Source organism: Psychrobacter sp. C 20.9 (assembly GCF_001921765.1).
Taxonomy (GTDB): Bacteria; Pseudomonadota; Gammaproteobacteria; order Pseudomonadales; family Moraxellaceae; genus Psychrobacter; species Psychrobacter piscatorii_B.
This window is the reverse complement of sequence record NZ_MRYC01000010.1, coordinates 26349-45160: the sequence shown is the minus strand read 5'-3', so window position 1 is coordinate 45160 and position 18812 is coordinate 26349. Positions and strand designations below refer to the sequence as shown.

Annotated in this window: 18 protein-coding genes; 1 reads left to right on the top strand and 17 read right to left on the bottom strand. The window is 42.9% G+C overall.

Annotation, left to right across the window (positions count from 1 at the left end):
* Positions 1 to 5: 5 nt before the first annotated feature.
* Positions 6 to 521, bottom strand: a complete 516-nt coding sequence (gene rraA, locus BTW00_RS08210) for a ribonuclease E activity regulator RraA (RefSeq protein WP_075107061.1) — start codon at positions 519 to 521, stop codon at positions 6 to 8.
* A gap of 96 nt (positions 522 to 617) precedes the next feature.
* On the bottom strand, positions 618 to 1319 hold the full coding sequence (locus BTW00_RS08205) for an NAD-dependent epimerase/dehydratase family protein (RefSeq protein WP_075106998.1): 702 nt from the start codon (positions 1317 to 1319) through the stop codon (positions 618 to 620).
* Between the two features lie 463 nt (positions 1320 to 1782).
* On the opposite strand from BTW00_RS08205, the gene rpsT reads away from it, so the two are divergent.
* Complete coding sequence (rpsT, locus tag BTW00_RS08200) at positions 1783 to 2049, top strand: 30S ribosomal protein S20 (RefSeq protein WP_058024191.1); 267 nt, start codon at positions 1783 to 1785, stop codon at positions 2047 to 2049.
* Positions 2050 to 2191: 142 nt separating this feature from the next.
* Here the strand turns inward: rpsT and BTW00_RS08195 are convergent, their stop codons facing one another.
* The 15 genes from BTW00_RS08195 to proB form a co-directional block, all read right to left on the bottom strand.
* Positions 2192 to 3028: a histidine phosphatase family protein gene (locus BTW00_RS08195; RefSeq protein WP_075106997.1), complete on the bottom strand. Its 837-nt coding sequence runs from the start codon at positions 3026 to 3028 to the stop codon at positions 2192 to 2194.
* 154 nt (positions 3029 to 3182) lie between these two features.
* A complete protein-coding gene (locus tag BTW00_RS08190; protein WP_075106996.1) occupies positions 3183 to 3980 on the bottom strand; it encodes a metallophosphoesterase in 798 nt (265 codons plus the stop codon).
* Positions 3981 to 4130: 150 nt separating this feature from the next.
* Positions 4131 to 4829 carry an orotidine-5'-phosphate decarboxylase gene (gene pyrF, locus BTW00_RS08185; RefSeq protein ID WP_075106995.1) on the bottom strand — a complete coding sequence of 233 codons (699 nt, stop codon included), beginning with the start codon at positions 4827 to 4829 and terminating at the stop codon, positions 4131 to 4133.
* A 73-nt stretch (positions 4830 to 4902) separates the two neighbouring features.
* On the bottom strand, positions 4903 to 5310 hold the full coding sequence (locus tag BTW00_RS08180; RefSeq protein ID WP_075106994.1) for a lipopolysaccharide assembly protein LapA domain-containing protein: 408 nt from the start codon (positions 5308 to 5310) through the stop codon (positions 4903 to 4905).
* 57 nt (positions 5311 to 5367) lie between these two features.
* Positions 5368 to 5673 (bottom strand): integration host factor subunit beta, encoded by a 306-nt coding sequence (locus tag BTW00_RS08175; protein WP_058024195.1) that lies wholly within the window; start codon positions 5671 to 5673, stop codon positions 5368 to 5370.
* A 323-nt stretch (positions 5674 to 5996) separates the two neighbouring features.
* Positions 5997 to 7685, bottom strand: a complete 1689-nt coding sequence (gene rpsA, locus BTW00_RS08170; RefSeq protein WP_058024196.1) for a 30S ribosomal protein S1 — start codon at positions 7683 to 7685, stop codon at positions 5997 to 5999.
* A gap of 300 nt (positions 7686 to 7985) precedes the next feature.
* Complete coding sequence (gene cmk, locus BTW00_RS08165; RefSeq protein ID WP_075106993.1) at positions 7986 to 8753, bottom strand: (d)CMP kinase; 768 nt, start codon at positions 8751 to 8753, stop codon at positions 7986 to 7988.
* Positions 8754 to 8941: 188 nt separating this feature from the next.
* Complete coding sequence (gene tadA, locus BTW00_RS08160; RefSeq protein WP_371915063.1) at positions 8942 to 9502, bottom strand: tRNA adenosine(34) deaminase TadA; 561 nt, start codon at positions 9500 to 9502, stop codon at positions 8942 to 8944.
* 12 nt (positions 9503 to 9514) lie between these two features.
* Entirely contained in the window at positions 9515 to 10252 is a 738-nt protein-coding gene (locus BTW00_RS08155) for a uracil-DNA glycosylase (protein ID WP_075106992.1), read from the bottom strand.
* A gap of 167 nt (positions 10253 to 10419) precedes the next feature.
* Positions 10420 to 12966 carry an ATP-dependent Clp protease ATP-binding subunit ClpA gene (gene clpA, locus BTW00_RS08150; protein WP_075106991.1) on the bottom strand — a complete coding sequence of 849 codons (2547 nt, stop codon included), beginning with the start codon at positions 12964 to 12966 and terminating at the stop codon, positions 10420 to 10422.
* A 626-nt stretch (positions 12967 to 13592) separates the two neighbouring features.
* On the bottom strand, positions 13593 to 13988 hold the full coding sequence (locus BTW00_RS08145) for an ATP-dependent Clp protease adaptor ClpS (RefSeq protein WP_083328960.1): 396 nt from the start codon (positions 13986 to 13988) through the stop codon (positions 13593 to 13595).
* Between the two features lie 160 nt (positions 13989 to 14148).
* On the bottom strand, positions 14149 to 15015 hold the full coding sequence (locus tag BTW00_RS08140) for a hypothetical protein (protein WP_075106989.1): 867 nt from the start codon (positions 15013 to 15015) through the stop codon (positions 14149 to 14151).
* A 103-nt stretch (positions 15016 to 15118) separates the two neighbouring features.
* The gene (gene argC / locus BTW00_RS08135; protein ID WP_075106988.1) at positions 15119 to 16186 is read right to left on the bottom strand and encodes an N-acetyl-gamma-glutamyl-phosphate reductase; all 1068 of its coding nucleotides are present in this window, start codon (positions 16184 to 16186) and stop codon (positions 15119 to 15121) included.
* A gap of 155 nt (positions 16187 to 16341) precedes the next feature.
* Positions 16342 to 17478, bottom strand: a complete 1137-nt coding sequence (gene hemE / locus BTW00_RS08130; RefSeq protein WP_075106987.1) for a uroporphyrinogen decarboxylase — start codon at positions 17476 to 17478, stop codon at positions 16342 to 16344.
* 129 nt (positions 17479 to 17607) lie between these two features.
* Positions 17608 to 18780 (bottom strand): glutamate 5-kinase, encoded by a 1173-nt coding sequence (proB, locus tag BTW00_RS08125; RefSeq protein WP_075106986.1) that lies wholly within the window; start codon positions 18778 to 18780, stop codon positions 17608 to 17610.
* Between the last annotated feature and the right edge of the window lie 32 nt (positions 18781 to 18812).

Here is an 18812-nt window from a genome sequence, read left to right as displayed (position 1 = left end):
CAAGTTCAAATTAACGGTTTATCACTAGCGATAATGCCATTGTTGTCAGCATAGACAAACATTCCCGAGTTCAATGTCAAATCACCAAAGCGGATTTCGATATCCGTTTGACCTTCATCACGGCGAGTTGATTTGCGCGGGATGCAACCAAGTGCCATCACACCAAGATCCATCGCTGCTATGTCATCAACATCTCGGACACAGCCATATACGATAACACCCGCCCAACCATTGTCGATGGCCGACTGAGCAATCATATCGCCGAGCAAGGCACAGCGCATAGAGCCGCCACCATCGACGACCAACACCTTACCATCGCCAGCTTTGTCTTTGCCATCACTATTCAATAGTGATTTGACGCGGCTATTATCTTCAAAGCACTTCACCGTCACGATTTCACCGCAGAATTTATCTTTTGCACCAAAATGACGAAATGCCTTACCTTCAATATTTGGTAGACATACTTGCGACTCAGGATTGGCGTCCAGTAAATCACATGTGACAAAGTTCTCTTTATTCATCTCCATCGTTTCTACTCCTTATTATGAGTGATTAAGCTGCTTGATCTTGTAATACATGGTCATACTTGGCTGTAGTCTTGACTCAAAAATAATGCTTTATTTTTTCACACGAGTCATTGCAAGCATCTTCTTATTTTCAATGATCTCTGTATGTTCAATCTGGGGTTCTGTACGGTATTTACGACGATGATAAATGTCATGAGCACTCATCGCCATTGCACTAGCGACGCGCTTAGCCGAGATAGGATGTAATGAGAGTGACTCTGAGACTAAAGGCGAGATAAGCTTAAAAGCTTTTTGACCAATGCTCTCGAGTGGACGCCCTTTATGCTTGCCTAGTAATAACGATGGTCGAAATATCACCAGTTGACCAAAGCCTAATGCCGTAATAGATTGCTCCGTCTCTGCCTTGACTCGATTGTACAAAAAGCGGCTGTCAATATCGGCATTCATGGATGAAAGTAGAAAAAAGTTTTCTACCCCTTTGTCACGGCATAGCTTAGCAAAGTTAACATTGTAATCATGGTCTATCTTTCGAAAAGCTTCATCGCTACCTGCCTGCTTTTTGGTGGTGCCAAGACAGCTGTAGGCATCGGTGGTTCGATCAGCACCAACGCTTGCAAATACTTCAGAGAGATTGTCAAAGTCATTGAGCTGATAAAAACGCATACTGGCATTGATATAGCGTGGCGGGCGCCGAGCGATCACAATCAATGTATCATAGAGCTCACTCAGCTGTTTTACCAAATGCTGCCCTACCAATCCTGTTGCGCCAATCACAATTGCTTTTCGCTGCATACCCTATCCACTTATATAACGTTAGAGGTTCTATATTGATGAAAAGTAACCTATATCAAAGCCTACCATTAGGATATCATACCTAAATTCATGAATAACTGACGCTATTATGTAGGATATATTGTAAGAGATTTTATCAATCAGTTGCGCCTATTGATGTCTGCTATTGATTTAGATACCTTAATAAACCAAAATTCATGAGTTTACAGTACTTCTTTGCGCATTAATCATCAAATATATTGTCCTTAGTGCAATAATTTGCTAAGATAACCGGCTTTACACGTCAACGCTGTTTAATTATTCCAAACAGTTCTGGCGCTTGCGATGATCTATTTGTATTAGATACTTTAATATTAGACATCGACATCATGTTTGGCGAGAGGCTGCTCGTCACCGATGATTGTTAAACCCATTATTGCAATCAACATTCATATTTTTATCTGTCTTTATCAAGGAGATACGCGTGGCTAATACTGCACAAGCTCGTAAACGCGCCCGTCAAAACACCAAACGTCGTCAGAACTCTGCGTCACAACGCTCTATGGTTCGTACTTACTTAAAACGTGTTGATGCGGCTATCGAAGCTAAAGATTATGACGCGGCTACCGAAGCTTACAAAAAAGCGGTACCAGTTATTGATCGTATGGCTGACAAAGGTATTATTCATAAGAATAAAGCTGCTCGTCGTAAGAGCCGCCTAAACAAAACAATCAAAGGCCTACAAGCTTAAAATTTGTATTGTCTAGACCGCATGACGCTTTTATAGCGTCATGACTAAAACCTTGCTACTGGTTCTGATACTGGGGCAAGGTTTTTTTATGCCTACTCGATATATATCTAGTGGATCGTCATTAACATTTTTTGATGACATCTTATGTCCATTGCACCCCTGGTGGTAATAGCAGTTTACTTGGGTGATACCCTGCTGCACGATACCCATTCAACAATGAAATAATCGGACGTGTATATACTTGACCACGCCAGATAAAATGCGCATTTGCCTGATCAAAAGGTTTATCATCAAACCACAAAAACACCCCTTCCATCATTTTTGGCCAATCATTCCAATCGATCTCTTCCACATCGAACATCACGGCTAAGAATGCAGACAACAAAGTATCATGACTGACAGCCAGCATTAGATGCCCATGCTGCGGCTGGTTTTGATAAAAGAGCGAGAGAATATCAAGGCCACCTTGATAAGCATTTTTGGTGCCTTCAAGATTGCCTTGCAAAAAGCGATTGATAAAATTGAGTACACCAATTTCTTTAAATATTGGGTTCGCTATTTCAGGTTCAGTAACGAGGCTACCAGGCTCAACCAGCAGTGACTGATGCGTAATATCACGCTTTAGACCTGCTCCTTCCTGCATGAGCTGCGCCGTATCAATACAGCGTTTAATGGGGCTTGAGATGCTATCAACATCGAGTGAGTATGGGAGGTGACCTGCTAACCAACGACCCCAAGACTTAGCTAGTACGCGGCCTTTAGGCGTCAGCGGCAACTGATAGCTGGCAAAACCATTGCCGTCAGAACGCTCACGCAAAGAGTGTCTGGTAAATAAAATCAGCCGCTCATTTTCAGGTAATAGTCTGACCGAAGAAATCATACTATCTGGCAGATGTGAAGGCGCAGGCGCACTTGGTGTGTGACTCGCAAGCTTGTCAGCAGAGACTTTTGATAAGGTGCTATTAAGATATTTACTCATAGTAGCAAGCGTAGCAGATTTTTTGATAGGAATGAACAACTGACAAGTCTAGTTGCACTATATCTTGTAAATATCTTGTCATACAAGGAGTGAGCTTGTTTTTAAGAGAACTAAGCGAAGATAAGTAACATGGCTTATCTACATAGATCCTCAACTAACCGATATCAATAACCTTATCCCACGCAAATGCCAACGCCGTACTGCTAATCTCATTAGGATAAGCCCTAGGATTGACAATCACTCGCGTATTACCTAATCGATAATCGAATGCTTCATGTGTGTGTCCATGCACCCACAAAGTCGGTGCCCAGTCCTCATGCATCCACCCAGACAAATCACTAACAAAGGCAGCATTGCTTGGTAAATTAGCATATTTTTCAGACACGGATAATGCACTGACACTATGATGACTCATCACCACGGTTTTTTTACCCAATTCTTTCGTTGTGATTAGGGCCTGTCGCAGCCACTGGCGATGCGTGGCATGGATTTGCATAGAAACCTCAGGTGAGAACATCTCTTTACCTGCATATATCTGCTTATAATCACGCATAAAATGCCTAGCAGCAGCCATAGTATCTTCATTGGCATGATACTGATAATCCGTCCACAGTGTGCAACCTAAGATTCGTATATCACCAATATCAATATGCTGGCACTGTAAGACACAAACCCCTTTGTTAGAGGCAGCATCATAATTGTCCCAAGTCGCCAACTTTTGGTCAAAACTTAGCACATCTTCGTCAAAATATTCGTGATTACCTGAGATCGTGATCAGAGGAACTTGTAAGCGTGCTGCCTGCTCTTGTAACCACGGCATCCCTCTATCACTGTTAGCGGTGTCTCCCGCTACTAACACGACATCTGCGTCAGTTTTAGGAATATGCCCAATAGGGTGTGACTGGCGTGCATAACTATCAATATGTAAGTCACTTAGTATTTGTAATTTCATATAATTCAATATCGTCCAATAGTGTCATGATCAATAATTTGAGCCGTAAGCGTCAGCAAGCGCTAAAGTAGTGTATCAGCTCTTTCTTTACCATCAAAAAGTAAAAAGACAGCGATTTAGGCTGTCTTTTTACTTTATTGATATCAAAACTTAAATACTTTGCAGTATTGTCTGCAATTTAGCCGCAGGGTCGGTAGCCTGAGTAATTGAGCGTCCAATCACCAAATAATCAGAACCATCTAACAATGCTTGACTTGGCGTACAGATACGCTTTTGATCATCAGCATTGTCGTCTGCTAGTCGAATGCCTGGCGTGACCAATTTAAAATCTTGACCGCATAACGCTTTAAGCGTTTTCGCTTCTTGAGCAGAGCATACTACCCCATCTAACCCAGCTTGCTTGGTCAATTGTGCCAATCGGCTCACCTGTACGTCTAAGCTATCAGTGATACCCGTTTGCATCAATGCGTCACTGTCCATAGAGGTCAATACAGTCACCGCGATGAGTAATGTATTAAGGTCTTTATCTATTAAACGCTGTTTTGCCAAGGACATAGCCTCTAGACCTGCACTAGCATGAACATTGACCATCCATACACCAAGCTCGGCAGCAGCTAGTACCGCTTGAGCAGTAGTGTTAGGAATATCGTGAAACTTCAGGTCTAAGAATACCTCAAAGTTACGGTGATGCAGTGCCTTTACAATATCGGGACCACAGCGTGTAAATAGCTCTTTACCTACTTTGAGCCGGCATAACGCTGGATCCAATTGATCCGCTAAGGCTAAGGAAGCTTGCAAAGTCATATTGTCTAAAGCAACAATGACGGGAGAGTTAATCATATTATTCATGGTTTTGCCGCATATCAGAATTATTAGAGCACTGTATTTTCAAAATCAACAACCATTTCTATGGCCGAGCAATTTAATCTCGCTTGCGCTTAGACAACGTACCACCTTCATTTAGATGTGTGTCTGTATTGTCTTGCATATCAATCGATCTGGCACCATAGACAGCCTCATCTACGGTTGGCGCACTGGCCTGACGGTCAATCACCACATTGGCTTGATTCAATTGCTCTTGTAGATTTGCATTTGCCTTTTGCAAACGTGAGATTTCCCACTTATTCTGTAGTACGCGGAATATAAGCAATGATAATAGAATACCAATAATGATGCCGAGTATTAGACATAGAATGAGCAGTAGCCCCAAATTCATTGTAGGTGCTTGCGAAAACAGTAAATTAACCCCGACCTCGGTATTATTTGCTAATACCAGACCAAGCGAGTAAGCAAAGCTCAAAAACAGCAATACGAATAATAAAAAGCGCATGAGACAGTTACCTCAGGTTGGAATGATAGTTTTTGGTCAGTCAATCATTAATGAATATTAGCTGTGTGCTACTTTATCATTGACTGCTTCACGTAATGCTTTACCTGGCTTAAAGTGTGGAATCGCTTTGGCAGGAACTGGTACGCTCTCCCCCGTTTTAGGATTGCGTCCGACACGAGCGCGGCGATGATGTAGACAAAAACTGCCAAACCCACGAACCTCGACTCGGCCATCATTGGCTAAAGTATGGGTCATCAAATTTAATATTTCGCGAACGGCGTCATCAACGATGGTATCTGCCATGTTGTCACAATTCGCACTCAAATTACTGATAAATTCGGATTTGTTAATCGCTTGCTGCATTATTACGCTTGCCTTGTTGATTGATGGATAAACTGATAATAAGTCAAAACAGTATTATCAACAGAAACTCTAATAGCTAAATCAATAATAGCTCATATCAGAATAGTCTATTTGCACGAGTCATATCGCAACTCTAAATACACTGTCGCTCACATCTCGTTACTCAATGTTGCAAATGATAGCGGATATTAAGGAAAATAGGAATAAGAGTTTCCTTATTTAGCCAAAAACCTTACCTATTAATACAAATATCAAAACTTAATCATAAAAAAAGCGACCGAAGTCGCTTTTTTTATATTACTTTTATATCAATAACTTACAACTTACTGCATTTGCTCTTTGATCAAATCACCAATCGTTTTTGGCTGTGCATCAGAACCTGCAGCGGCAGTTGTGTTCGTGCTACCAAGATCTTTAATCGCTTGACGCTCTTCAGCTTCGTCTTTCGCTTTGATAGACAAGTTGATGTTGCGTGTTTTACGATCAACACTGATGATTTTTGCTTCAACGTCATCACCAACAGACAGATGCTTAGTTGCATCTTCAACGCGGTCACGTTGAATTTCAGAAGCGCGTAGATAAGCTTCAACTTCGTCAGCAAGCTCAATAGTAGCGCCTTTAGCGTCTACTTCTTTCACTTTACCATTAACGATAGCACCGCGGTCATTAGCGACTAGGTATTCGTTGAATGGATCAGAGCTCAACTGCTTAACACCTAGGCTGATACGGTTAGCTTCTGCATCTACAGACAATACCATTGCTTCAACGGTGTCGCCTTTGTTGTAGTTACGGATAGCATCTTCGCCAGTTTCGTTCCAAGAGATATCAGATAAATGAACCAGACCATCGATACCACCGTCTAGACCGATAAAGATACCGAAGTCAGTGATTGATTTGATCGTACCAGTGATTTTATCACCGCGCTCATGTTTCTTATCAAACTCGTCCCATGGGTTAGCTAGAGTTTGTTTGATACCTAGGCTAATACGACGACGTTCTTCATCGATATCAAGGATCATTACTTCAACTTCATCGCCCACTTGAACTACTTTAGATGGGTGGATGTTTTTGTTGGTGTGATCCATTTCTGATACATGTACTAGACCTTCGATACCTTCAGAAATCTCCGCGAAACAACCATAATCAGTCAAGTTGGTTACGCGAGCTTTAACAACACTACCCACTGGGTAAGTACCGCTAACGTTGTCCCAAGGATCAGTACCAAGTTGTTTTAGACCTAGGCTTACGCGATTGCGTTCACGGTCAAACTTCAATACTTTAACTTTTAGGTCTTGACCAACTTCAACAACTTCAGATGGATGCTTGATACGGCGCCATGCCATGTCAGTGATGTGCAATAGACCATCGATACCACCTAGATCAACGAACGCGCCGTAATCAGTAAGGTTCTTAACGATACCTTCGATCTCGATGCCTTCTTCAAGCTTGTTCAATAGCTCTTCGCGCTCAGCTGAGTTTTCAGCTTCCATAACTGCACGGCGGCTAACAACAACGTTATTACGCTTTTGATCAAGTTTGATGACTTTGAATTCTAGCTCTTTGCCTTCAAGATGAGTCGTATCACGGATAGGACGTACATCTACCAATGAACCTGGTAAGAACGCGCGTACTGAACCGATATCTACAGTGAAACCGCCTTTAACTTTGCTTGAGATGATACCTTTTACGATCTCATCATTGTCAGCGATTTTTTCAAGGAAGTTCCAAGTTTCAACACGCTTAGCTTTTTCACGTGACAGCAAGGTTTGACCCATGCCGTTATCAACCGCTTCAACTACGACATCAACACTATCGCCAACTTCAACTTCAAGTTCGCCTTCTTCGCTTAAAAACTCTTCACGAGCGACGATACCTTCAGATTTCAGACCAGTATCTACTGTGATCCAATCGCTATCGATGGCCACAACAGTACCGTTAATCACCGAGCCACGCTCGATATCTAGGCCTGTTTCTTCGATGCTCGCTTCAAATAGTTCAGCAAATGATTCCATTATGTCTACCTTTGTATAGCCGTATCCTGTCCAGCACAGTACGGATCAAATTTATGATTGCATAAAACGAGAATACTGGTTTTATATCTTATGCAATCATATATAAAAACGTTTGTTGTTAATAAGCGCCTATTTAAACTTACTAACAACAACTGTCTTACTTTATTCTATCAAACAAAATTTTATCAACCCAGCCTAATAAATAATTAATCGTTAAAAAACACTAACTTCCAACTGTACAATTCTACATTAAAAACAGAGACTATAGGAAATTTTTTAGTACTTAATATGTTGTTTTTATTAACTATTAAAAAACAGCCCTTGATGTTGGCAATGTCTTTTTACTTGCTCGTAAACCGCATCAGCATCGAGCATTGAGCTATCAAGTAACAAAGCATCTGCTGCAGGTTTCGATGGTGCGGTGCTACGGTTCTCATCACGATCATCACGTTCTTTAATCGTCGCCAAAATCGAGTCAAAATCTGCTGCTTGCCCAGCGTTAACTAGCTGGGTCACGCGGCGCTCAGCACGCGCTTCCGCGCTCGCCGTCAAATATACTTTCACATCGGCATCTGGGAATACAACGGTTCCCATGTCACGACCATCAGCGACAAGCCCTGAGCGTGTCGCCATATCTTGTTGCAACGTAAGCAGCGCTTGACGAACTGTTGGAAATACTGCGATCTGCGACGCATAGCCGCCTACGGTCTCGTTACGTACCTGATCACCTACCGCTTGTCCATTTACGATGATATCTACGCGCCCTGACTCATTATTTGGGACAAAAGCTATCTTTAAGCTCTTAGTAAGCGCTAAGACCGCCGACTCATCGATTGGTTGGCTGGCATCTGCTGTGATCAATCCCGCCTCAAATGCTTTGAGTCCTACGATTCTATATAGCGCCCCAGAGTCTAATAGCTGATAGCCCAACACTTGAGCTAAACGCCATGTGACCGTACCTTTACCAGCGCCACTAGGCCCATCGATACAGATAACCGGATAGCGTGCTGAATGGTTTACACTATCGTTTTTATTGAGTAGATCGTTATCAGATACGTAGACGGTCATAATACTTACTCAATAATAGTTGTTACCCGTATAGCTGTCATGCAGTAGCAATGAAGCAATATTTACTAGTATATCAAATGCTTGATAGCAGGCTAAAAAATTCGCTACCAAATAGGGCGATATTATAGCAAAAAATCATCGCTACCACTAGCGCCCAAACTGATATCTTATTTATTAATCATTTTGGATTAAACGCTGTTTTTATTCTGTTTCGCTAATCGCCTACGCTCACGAAAAAACGTCTTTAGCAATTGACTACTATGCTCACTGCACAATCCTCTATGAACTTGGATATTATGATTATAAAAAGGCTGCATTGATAAGTCCATCTGGCTGCCTACCATGCCAGCACGTGGCTCACTCGCCGCATATACTAACCTATCAACACGTGCGTGAATAAGCGCACCAATACACATAGTACAAGGCTCTAGTGTCACGTACAAAGTTGTCTGTAGTGGCAGACGATAATTTTGTAGACGCTGACAGGCCTCTCTTAACGCAACTACCTCAGCATGTGCCGTCGCATCATGGCAGCCAATCGGTTGATTGAACCCTTGACCAATGATCTGCTGATCATGCACCAATATAGCGCCTACTGGCACTTCACCCAGTTTAGCGCCTTGGCTTGCTAGTCTAAGCGCTTCTTGCATCCATTTACCATCTTGCAGTGTCCAAAACATAAGGGATGCAAATGGTATACCCTCAAGTTCACTCGGCGCTAAAAAATAAGATGCTAAACCTGTATTCATAGTATTTAGCATTTATTGCGGTAGCTGCCAGTCAATGGGCGTTTGACCATACTGCACCAAGTAGTCATTGGTTTTAGAAAATGGCTTTGTCCCAAAAAATCCACCGCGGTTGGCAGCCAACGGCGAAGGATGCACGGCGGTCAAAATAAGATGTTTGTCGGTATCGATATACTTACCTTTCTTTTGTGCTTTACTGCCCCACAAAATAAATACGGTATGTTCTGTCTGCTCGTTGACCGCGTCAATGACTGCATCGGTAAACTGCTCCCAGCCTCTATTTTGATGACTGTTTGGCTCGCCTTCTCGCACAGTTAGTGAGCTGTTTAGTAGCAAAACACCTTGCTGCGCCCAGTAAGTTAGGTCACCATGTTTTGAGGGTGCGATACCGATGTCATCTGCCATCTCCTTAAGCAAGTTGTTTAATGATGGCGGCTTAGGAATCGCTTTAGGAACAGAGAATGACAATCCCATGGCCTGCCCTGGCCCATGATAAGGGTCCTGACCTAAAATCACCACTTTAACTTGCGATAAAGGCGTGAGATTAAGCGCATTAAACATCAACGGCGCGGGCGGATAAATGCTATCCCCTGACTGATAAGCTTCTTTCAAAAATGCACGCAGGTTGTCCATATTTTCGGACGTTAACTCATCTGCTAATGCCGCCTTCCAGTCCTCTGGCAGACGGACATTGTCTAAAATGGCTTGTTTTTGCTCTGGTGTTTTGGTGGTCGGCTCGTCAAACAGCTCCATGGTATATCCTTTTATATTTGTTATGACATGATGGCTCAGTGATTGGCTTATTTTAAAGGCTAATAGTAACAAAAAACCGTATGAGCTTTGTTGATGAATTATAGCAACAAAAAAACGGCTACCGTAATGTTACGATAGCCGTTACTCTTATATTTAAACTAAATGTTTTAGCTAGCCACTGACTCAGAGTCTGAACGTGGCTCATGAGTCTCGACCACAGTCAAAACAATCCGACTATCCGGTGAACCTTTTTGCGAAGATTTATCTAACTTCACTGTATCATCGTCTTGCGTATTGTCGGCTTTAGGGGCTAAAGTCAAATGAACAACGCCCCCATTTACCAAGTCACCGAATAAAATCATACTTGCCAGTGGCTTTTTGATCTCATCCTGAATCAGGCGCTGCATTGGACGTGCACCCATAAGGCGATCGTATCCTTTATCAGCCAGATAATCACGCACATCATCATCAATCTCTAACGTCACTTGCTTATCATCAAGCTGTACTTGTAATTCAACCAAGAACTTGTCAACAACTGATACAACAACTGACGTATCTAGAGGGTTGAACTGAATGATAGCGTCTAAGCGATTGCGGAACTCTGGCGTGAAGACACGTTTCAGTGATTCTGTGTTATCACGACTATGGTCTTGCTGCGTGAAGCCCATTGACGAGCGACTGATACTATCAGCACCAACGTTCGTTGTCATAATAACGATGACCTGTTTAAAGATTGCTACACGACCATTGTTATCGGTCAACGTACCATGATCCATTACTTGTAGTAACAAGTTGAAGACATCTGGATGCGCCTTTTCAATCTCATCAAGCAACAACACGCAATGTGGATGCTGATTGATTTTTTCGGTGAGTAAGCCGCCTTGATCATAGCCAACATAACCTGGAGGCGCACCGATCAAGCGTGATGCCGTATGCGCTTCCATATACTCTGACATATCAAAGCGTACCAATTCTACACCTAGCAGGTTGGCTAGCTGACGCGATACTTCTGTTTTACCCACACCAGTTGGACCTGCAAACATAAATGAACCAATTGGCTTGTCTGGTGCTTTTAATCCTGCACGTGATAGCTTGATAGCATCGGCAAGCGTCGCGATCGCTTCATCTTGACCAAACACTAGGTGCTTAAGATCGCGGTCTAAGTGCTCCAGAATACTCTTATCATCACTCGACACAGATTTTGGTGGAATACGCGCCAATTTAGCAATGATAGCTTCGATATCCGCCACATCGATTTTCATCGGTGGCTTTTGCGCTTTAGCAGATTTTAGGCCATCGGCAGACTGAGCACGGTCGTTTGCCTTTGCCGTCTCTGCTTCGTCCTGCATTTCATTATCACTGTCTGCGTCGCTATCGATACCTTCGACATCAGCATCAATCTGTGCATCAAAGTCTTGCTCTAAATCCGCAATAAAACTTTCCTCAGCTTCGATGTCATCGACATCAGGAACGACACCTAAACGCTTATACGCACCTGCTTCATCAATCACATCAATGGCTTTGTCAGGTAAAAAACGCTCATGTATGTGCTTGGCTGATAATTGTACTGCCGTGACCAAAGCTTCATCTGTATATTCAACATTGTGGAATTCCTCATAGCGAGGCTTGAGGCCACGCAAGATATCGACGGTATCATCCACACTTGGCTCTCTTACATCGATTTTTTGGAAGCGACGTGATAGTGCATGGTCTTTTTCAAACACTTGACGATATTCAGTAAAGGTCGTTGAACCAATGCAGCGTAACTCACCGTTAGCAAGCGCTGGTTTGATCAAGTTCGATACGTCCATATTGCTGCTCATTGACGAGCCTGCGCCAATGATCATATGAATTTCATCGATAAAAAGAATAGCATTTGGCTTTTTCTTTAGCGCATCAAGCAATGACTTCATGCGTTTTTCAAAGTCACCTCGATACTTAGTTCCCGCAATCAATGAGCCAATATCAAGGCTATAAATCACACAACCATTAAGAGGTTTTGGCGCTTTGTCATTGATAATCAACCACGCCAGACCTTCAGCGATAGAGGTTTTACCAACGCCGGGTTCACCGACCAGTAGTGGGTTGTTTTTGCGGCGGCGGCATAAAACTTGAGCGGCACGTTCAATTTCAGAAGCGCGTCCAATCAATGGGTCTGTTTTGCCTTCAGCAGCACGTTGGTTTAGATTGGTTGCAAACTCAACCAGTGGATCTTTGCTGGTTTTTTCAGACGCACTGCGACGTTCACCAGTCATAGAAGCACGCTGCTCAGATGGCTCTTCTTTATCCTGACCATGCGATAAGTATTGGGTCAGCTCAAGACGGCTAATACCCTGTTTTTTAAGCAGATAGACCGCGTAAGTATCATGCTCTGAAAACATAGAGACTAAAATATCAGAGCCTTCTACCAATCGACCGCCACCTATAGACTGCACATGAAAAATAGCGCGTTGCAAGATACGATCAAAACTTTGAGTTGGCTGCGGTGACTGCTCCGTATCTACATCGACGGTTGGCGTATGCTTATTGATATACGCTTCAAGCTCAGTACGCAGTGCCGATACATTGGCATTACAGGCAGTCAGGGTATTGGCAGCGTGAGTATTTTCTAATAGCGCCAATAATAAATGTTCAACAGTAAGATACTCATGCGATTTTTGGCGCGCAAGCGTCATTGCTAAACGTAGAGAAACTTCAAGATGACGACTTAACATAACAACTTCCTACGGTTATATCTATCTTTATAATTGATAGTTTTATGAATGAGTTAGTAAGTAAATCAGGGCGATAGATCGATTGTTCAAGGGCAAGATTCGTATAATTAAAAATCATGGATATATCATTTGGACCATAGACTGTGTGAAGAATGCTGTAATCTATCTATCAGTTAGCAGTGATTGTGATAATTCATAGTCGCTTTTCTTTATATCAACACGATACTTCGACAGAGTCAATCTATTAACGCAGACTAAAGTGTATCAAAGCATACTACGAGTACATAACGAAGAATGTGAGAGCGACGAGAAGCTTAAAGAGCTAATGTGGATAAAAGGTAAGTAGATGAACGAGGATATTAATAACGAGTGATCGAAAGGTTGTAAAAATTATTGAGAAGCCTAGTTAGTATATAAGGATATATTACAATAAAATCAAGACTATAAGAGCGATATACTCACTGACATGCTTAATCAAATATGGGTATCTAAAGCGAGGCTGTAAAAATAGCTGGCTTAGCTCACTTTGAGAGTGAGCTGCTATAACAACTGGATGAGAACAAAAAACGATTAGGTATGGCAGTGAGAGCTGATGTGAGAATAAGATATGGTGTCTTGCTATCCTTTTACTCGCCTTGATGTGGCTCAATTTGGGTTAATAGTGGATAGCCCTCACGATGTGCCAGACTATTTACTTTTTTGGCCTTGGTCTCAGCGATATCCTTGGGATAAATACCAGCAATACCTTTGCTACTATTGTGAATCGTTAGCATAATTTCGACCGCAGAGTCCATACTATGGCGGAACTCTGACTGCAAAATATAGACGACAAACTCCATTGGCGTGTAATTGTCATTATACATAACCACCGCATACATAGGCGGTTTAGCAATTTCTGGCTCAGCAACCAGCACATCTGCTTGCGGTGACGTTTCACCTTCTGTGTCACCGTCCTGTGCGCGATGGGCAGGCATATTTGGAAAATGCCAATCAGCAACCGTTGGCGTAGCTTGTAATATCATTTTTTTCATCATAATCAAAGTATAATTATAAGGTAAGTTTGGAATAAGAGAGGTTAGCTAGGCAGGCGATGAAACATCAAGCACTATGACTATATATAGACATGGTGCTTTGTTTTCAACTATATCATCGCTGTTTGGTATTTATTAAGACTTGTATTTACTAGGGAACAATCGGGCTTTCATCAACTTCTGGCAAGTCTAAAAGTGATGGTAGCATGTTATCAACCTTATCACCGAGCTTCCAATCGTACAATTGCTCTACTGTTTGGCCACCTGCTTGCAAGCTCAGTTTTGCTTGTAAAGGTTTAAAACCTGAGGGCATCATAAAACGACCGCGTATACGAACAATACCTTCGATCGCATAGCTTGCAGGATCTAAAGGCACTTCTACAAGGTCATCATTATTGAGTAACGTCAAGGTTGGCTGGAGTCGTTTGGCTTGACCGTCGCTACTGAGCATACCAATATCAAAACCATACTCAAAAGCATTTTCGGGCAGCGGCTCAATCTTAGCGCCCAATATTTGTAGCGGCATGCCACCTTTCTCAGCAATCACATCAGCATATATCTCATTAAGCTGTGAAAGTTGTTTGTTTTCTACTGTCAATGATTGCTGGTTTTCACGCAGCTCTTTTAGATTTGCGAGACTTATGGCCAGCTCTTGCTTGGCTGTCGCGGCTTGATTGGTCGCGATTTTATTACTAAGACGCAAATCTTCTAGCGCTTTTGTCGCTTCTGTACCATCGATAATCGCTTGCTGGGCTTGCGTTTCCATCGAATGAAAACCACGCTGATATCCCAGCTTATGTCCGAATAGCAATCCAGCCACGGCAGTCACTAATATCACTACTACAAATAAAGCCAATACTAATGTAGACGCGCCTCGTTGAGTGCTACCGATATCACTTATAAAACCATTACTATTTTTATCGGAATGCGTTTTGCACGCCAAACCATATAGAACAGAATCTTGACACGATAGACGTGATGACTTTAAAAAAAAGCGTCGTTCAAGCTTAACATGCATTTAGATGGTATCTCTTAAGAGTAAAGGCAAGTTATTATAGCGGAATTTATAATCAATACCTAGTACCATAAATATGAATGACTTAGCGACAAAAAAGCCAGCATTAAGGTACGATAGGTGCAAAATTGAGTCCCATCGATTCATCAAATCCAAACATCACATTCATATTTTGGACAGCCTGCCCTGCGGCACCTTTTACCAAATTGTCTTGCACCACAATGACCGTCAGCTCAGCACGCTCGTTGTCTTGATGTACTGCGATACGTAGACGATTACTAGCACGCACACTGCGCGTGTCTGGATAAACACCTTTTGGCATGACATCAACAAAACCTTCTGATGCATAGCTGTCCTCAAACACTTGCTGCCAATCGATAGCCGCACCTGCGTCAGTCAGCTCCATGTGAATTGAGCTCAGCATACCGCGTATCATAGGCACTAAGTGCGGTAAAAAGCGAATGCGATGTGTAAACTGACTGTCTAGTAACTGCGCCACACCCTGTTCAATCTCCGGCAAGTGGCGATGACCTTCTACACTATAGGCTTTAAAATTATCCGTTGTTTCCGCATAATTAAGTGCCAGTGACGCTTGACGACCAGCACCCGATACACCAGATTTGGCATCGATGACAATGCGAGATTCAACCAGTCTTTCTGCTTGCTCATTTTGTGCTTCGATAACAGGTTTTAAACCCAAAATCACAGTAGTCGGATAGCAGCCAGGGTTACCGACCAATAAAGCGCTGGCAAGCTTATCACGATTGATTTCAGGCAAACCGTAAACTGCTGTCTTCAACAGATCAGGACAAGCATGAGATTGTTTGTACCAGTGCTCAAACTCCGTCAATGATTGCAGGCGAAAATCAGCTGCCAAATCGATGACTTTTACGCCAGCTTGGGTCAGCGCTTCTGCTTGCTTCATCGCAACACCATGCGGAGTCGCAAAAAATACAACATCACATTTTTGCAATGCCACAAGCGTATTGTCACCTAAGTCGCTAAAAACAATATCTGAGATACCGCGTAAGCTTGGGAAGATTTCATCAGCGCGAGTACCAGCTTCGCTACGCGAGGTTAGCAAATCAATAGACACTTCAGGGTGAGCAGATAGTAAGCGAATAAGCTCAATACCTGTGTAACCTGTACCACCGACAATCGCTGCTGAAATCATAAATTATCCTTATTCTTAGTAAGCACTCATTATATCTAATAAATTCTATATTTTTATCTAGCTTACAAAGCCATATAGACATAAAACCAGTCTGTCAATCCTACCGTCTCTGAATATTATGGCTTTGAATACCATAGCTTTAAATACCGTAGCTTTTAGATCTTGTAGTCATGTACCGCATCAACAAAGACTTTGGCATTGTCAGGATTCACCCACTGGGTAATACCATGACCTAAGTTTGCAATGTAGCCAGTTTTTTCGCCATTAGCATAGGCGCGATCAAGCATCGCATTCACTTCAGAGCGGATAGTGGCGGGTGATCCGTATAACGTTGCCGGATCTAAATTGCCTTGAATGGCTTTGCTGCTTTGTAGCTTCTTATGCTTTTTGGTCAACTCACGCTGGCTCTCAGTCAGTACTTGACGCGCGCGTTCAAGCGGCATCGTCCAATCTAAACCTAAAGCGTCAGCTTCGCTATCAGCCTGAATATCAAGCCATAACCCGCCACCTTTGGTAAATAATACCACTGGTACTTGTGGATGGCGTTGCTTTAGTTCAGCCACGATACGCTTGTTGTAATTGTGCGAAAACTCGATAAATTGACGATGACCAAGCGCCCCGCCCCAACTGTCAAATATTTGTACGATCTGAGCTCCGGCCACAATTTGTGCATCGAGATAGTCAATGACCGAAGTCGCAAGCTTGTCTAATAACTGATGTAAAAAATCAGGATCGCTATACAAAAAGCCTTTGGTATAACGATAATCCTTTGAACTACCACCTTCTATCATATACGTCGCGAGCGTCCATGGACTACCAGAAAACCCAAATAAAGGCACTTGACCATTTAGCGCTTTGCGAATGCTGGTCACGGCGCGCATTACATAGTCAAGAGAATCATTAGGCTCAAGTACTGGCAATCTATCAAGATCAGCCTGCTTGCGAATTGGATGCTTAAACTTAGGACCTTCGCCAGTCTCAAAATACAAACCCAATCCCATGGCATCAGGAATGGTCAAGATGTCACTAAATAAGATCGCGGCATCTAAGTCATAACGACGTAACGGTTGGAGCGTCACTTCAGTAGCACGATCTGTATCTTTGCACAGGCTCATAAAGTCGCCGGCTTCAGCACGAGTGGCTTTGTACTCTGGTAAGTAACGACCAGCTTGGCGCATCATCCAAACTGGCGTGGTATCGATGGGCTCAAAGCGTAATGCACGTAGCAGCCTGTCGTTTTTTAGCGGTGCAAATTGCTGCTGAATCGAGTCACTCTTGTCTGAAGCACTCATGTACAAATCTCCAAAACAACATAGTATCCATATTTATAAATAGATACTGTGCTGGATAAAATAGGTTGAATAAAATAACAATAAATATTTATAAGCTATAAAAAACAGCCGTGCTATATCATGAATACGTTATACAGTTATCGCAAGATTGTCACGATGCACCATCACCACACGGTCTTCGTTACTACCGAAGATTTTGTCAAACTTCTCTGTACGCTCACGGGCAACACGGTGCGCCTCATGCGATGAGAAGTTTACTTGCCCAACGGCTATACGCTCACCAGTGTCTTGATGAACAATTTCTACCACATCACCTTCATCAAAGCCGCCACGAACTTCTACAACGCCTACTGGCAGTAAGCTTCTGTTATGCTCAGTCAATGCTTTTGCGGCACCTGCATCAACGACCAAGCTACCTGACATACGCAAATGCGCAGCAAGCCATTGTTTCCGAGCAATGATTTTATCTTCTTCGTTAGTTGTCAGTAGTGTACCGACTGCCTCACCTGAGACAACACGAGTGATCACATCATCGATAGCACCGCTCACAATCACAGTAGGACAACCACCCATTGCTGCAAGACGACCCGCACGGATTTTGGTTAACATACCACCGCGTCCAAGCTTGCCACCGTCACCTGCGATATCAAATAAATAATCGGCCATGGCACGTTCTTGACGAATCATCTTGGCATCAGGATTGTCACGTGGGTTATCAGTGAACACACCTTCTTGATCGGTTAAGATAATGTACAAATCCGCGTTAACCATCGCGGCTGCCATCGCACCCAACGTGTCATTATCGCCAAACTTAATCTCATCAATGGTAATGGTGTCATTTTCGTTAATAACCGGTAGCACACGCCATTCTAATAGTTGCGTGAGCGCGCCTGTAGTATTGAGATAACGGCTACGATTGGACAAGTCATCATGAGTCAATAAGAGCTGTGAGCTTTGAATTCCATGCTGAATCAGTGCTGACCACCATGTTTCAATCAGTCCCATTTGACCAATAGAAGCGCAGGCTTGTAATGCTGCCAGTTTTTTAGGGCGTTCCTCAAGGTCCATACGTACCACACCTTCAGCAACGGCACCTGACGATACCAGCAGCACTTCAACACCTTTTTTGTGCAGCTTAGCAATCTGCTTTGCCCACTCGTATATGGCAGTACGATCCAGCCCTCGTCCATTATTTGTCAATAATGATGAGCCAATCTTGACAATAACGCGCTGAATATCAAAGTTGCGAGATTGTTTAACAAATCTTGCTTCTTCGGTCGTGTTTGCTATGCCATCTGCCATATAAACTCCTTTTTTTCATATCAATTGATTGT

Coding starts and splice junctions, on each gene's coding strand:
- rraA (WP_075107061.1), bottom strand. CDS start 521: ATGAATAAAGAGAACTTTGTCACATGTGATTTACTGGACGCCAATCCT.
- BTW00_RS08205 (WP_075106998.1), bottom strand. CDS start 1,319: ATGCAGCGAAAAGCAATTGTGATTGGCGCAACAGGATTGGTAGGGCAG.
- BTW00_RS08195 (WP_075106997.1), bottom strand. CDS start 3,028: ATGAGTAAATATCTTAATAGCACCTTATCAAAAGTCTCTGCTGACAAG.
- BTW00_RS08190 (WP_075106996.1), bottom strand. CDS start 3,980: ATGAAATTACAAATACTAAGTGACTTACATATTGATAGTTATGCACGC.
- pyrF (WP_075106995.1), bottom strand. CDS start 4,829: ATGAATAATATGATTAACTCTCCCGTCATTGTTGCTTTAGACAATATG.
- BTW00_RS08180 (WP_075106994.1), bottom strand. CDS start 5,310: ATGCGCTTTTTATTATTCGTATTGCTGTTTTTGAGCTTTGCTTACTCG.
- BTW00_RS08175 (WP_058024195.1), bottom strand. CDS start 5,673: ATGCAGCAAGCGATTAACAAATCCGAATTTATCAGTAATTTGAGTGCG.
- rpsA (WP_058024196.1), bottom strand. CDS start 7,685: ATGGAATCATTTGCTGAACTATTTGAAGCGAGCATCGAAGAAACAGGC.
- cmk (WP_075106993.1), bottom strand. CDS start 8,753: ATGACCGTCTACGTATCTGATAACGATCTACTCAATAAAAACGATAGT.
- tadA (WP_371915063.1), bottom strand. CDS start 9,502: ATGAATACAGGTTTAGCATCTTATTTTTTAGCGCCGAGTGAACTTGAG.
- BTW00_RS08155 (WP_075106992.1), bottom strand. CDS start 10,252: ATGGAGCTGTTTGACGAGCCGACCACCAAAACACCAGAGCAAAAACAA.
- clpA (WP_075106991.1), bottom strand. CDS start 12,966: ATGTTAAGTCGTCATCTTGAAGTTTCTCTACGTTTAGCAATGACGCTT.
- BTW00_RS08145 (WP_083328960.1), bottom strand. CDS start 13,988: ATGATATTACAAGCTACGCCAACGGTTGCTGATTGGCATTTTCCAAAT.
- BTW00_RS08140 (WP_075106989.1), bottom strand. CDS start 15,015: ATGCATGTTAAGCTTGAACGACGCTTTTTTTTAAAGTCATCACGTCTA.
- argC (WP_075106988.1), bottom strand. CDS start 16,186: ATGATTTCAGCAGCGATTGTCGGTGGTACAGGTTACACAGGTATTGAG.
- hemE (WP_075106987.1), bottom strand. CDS start 17,478: ATGAGTGCTTCAGACAAGAGTGACTCGATTCAGCAGCAATTTGCACCG.
- proB (WP_075106986.1), bottom strand. CDS start 18,780: ATGGCAGATGGCATAGCAAACACGACCGAAGAAGCAAGATTTGTTAAA.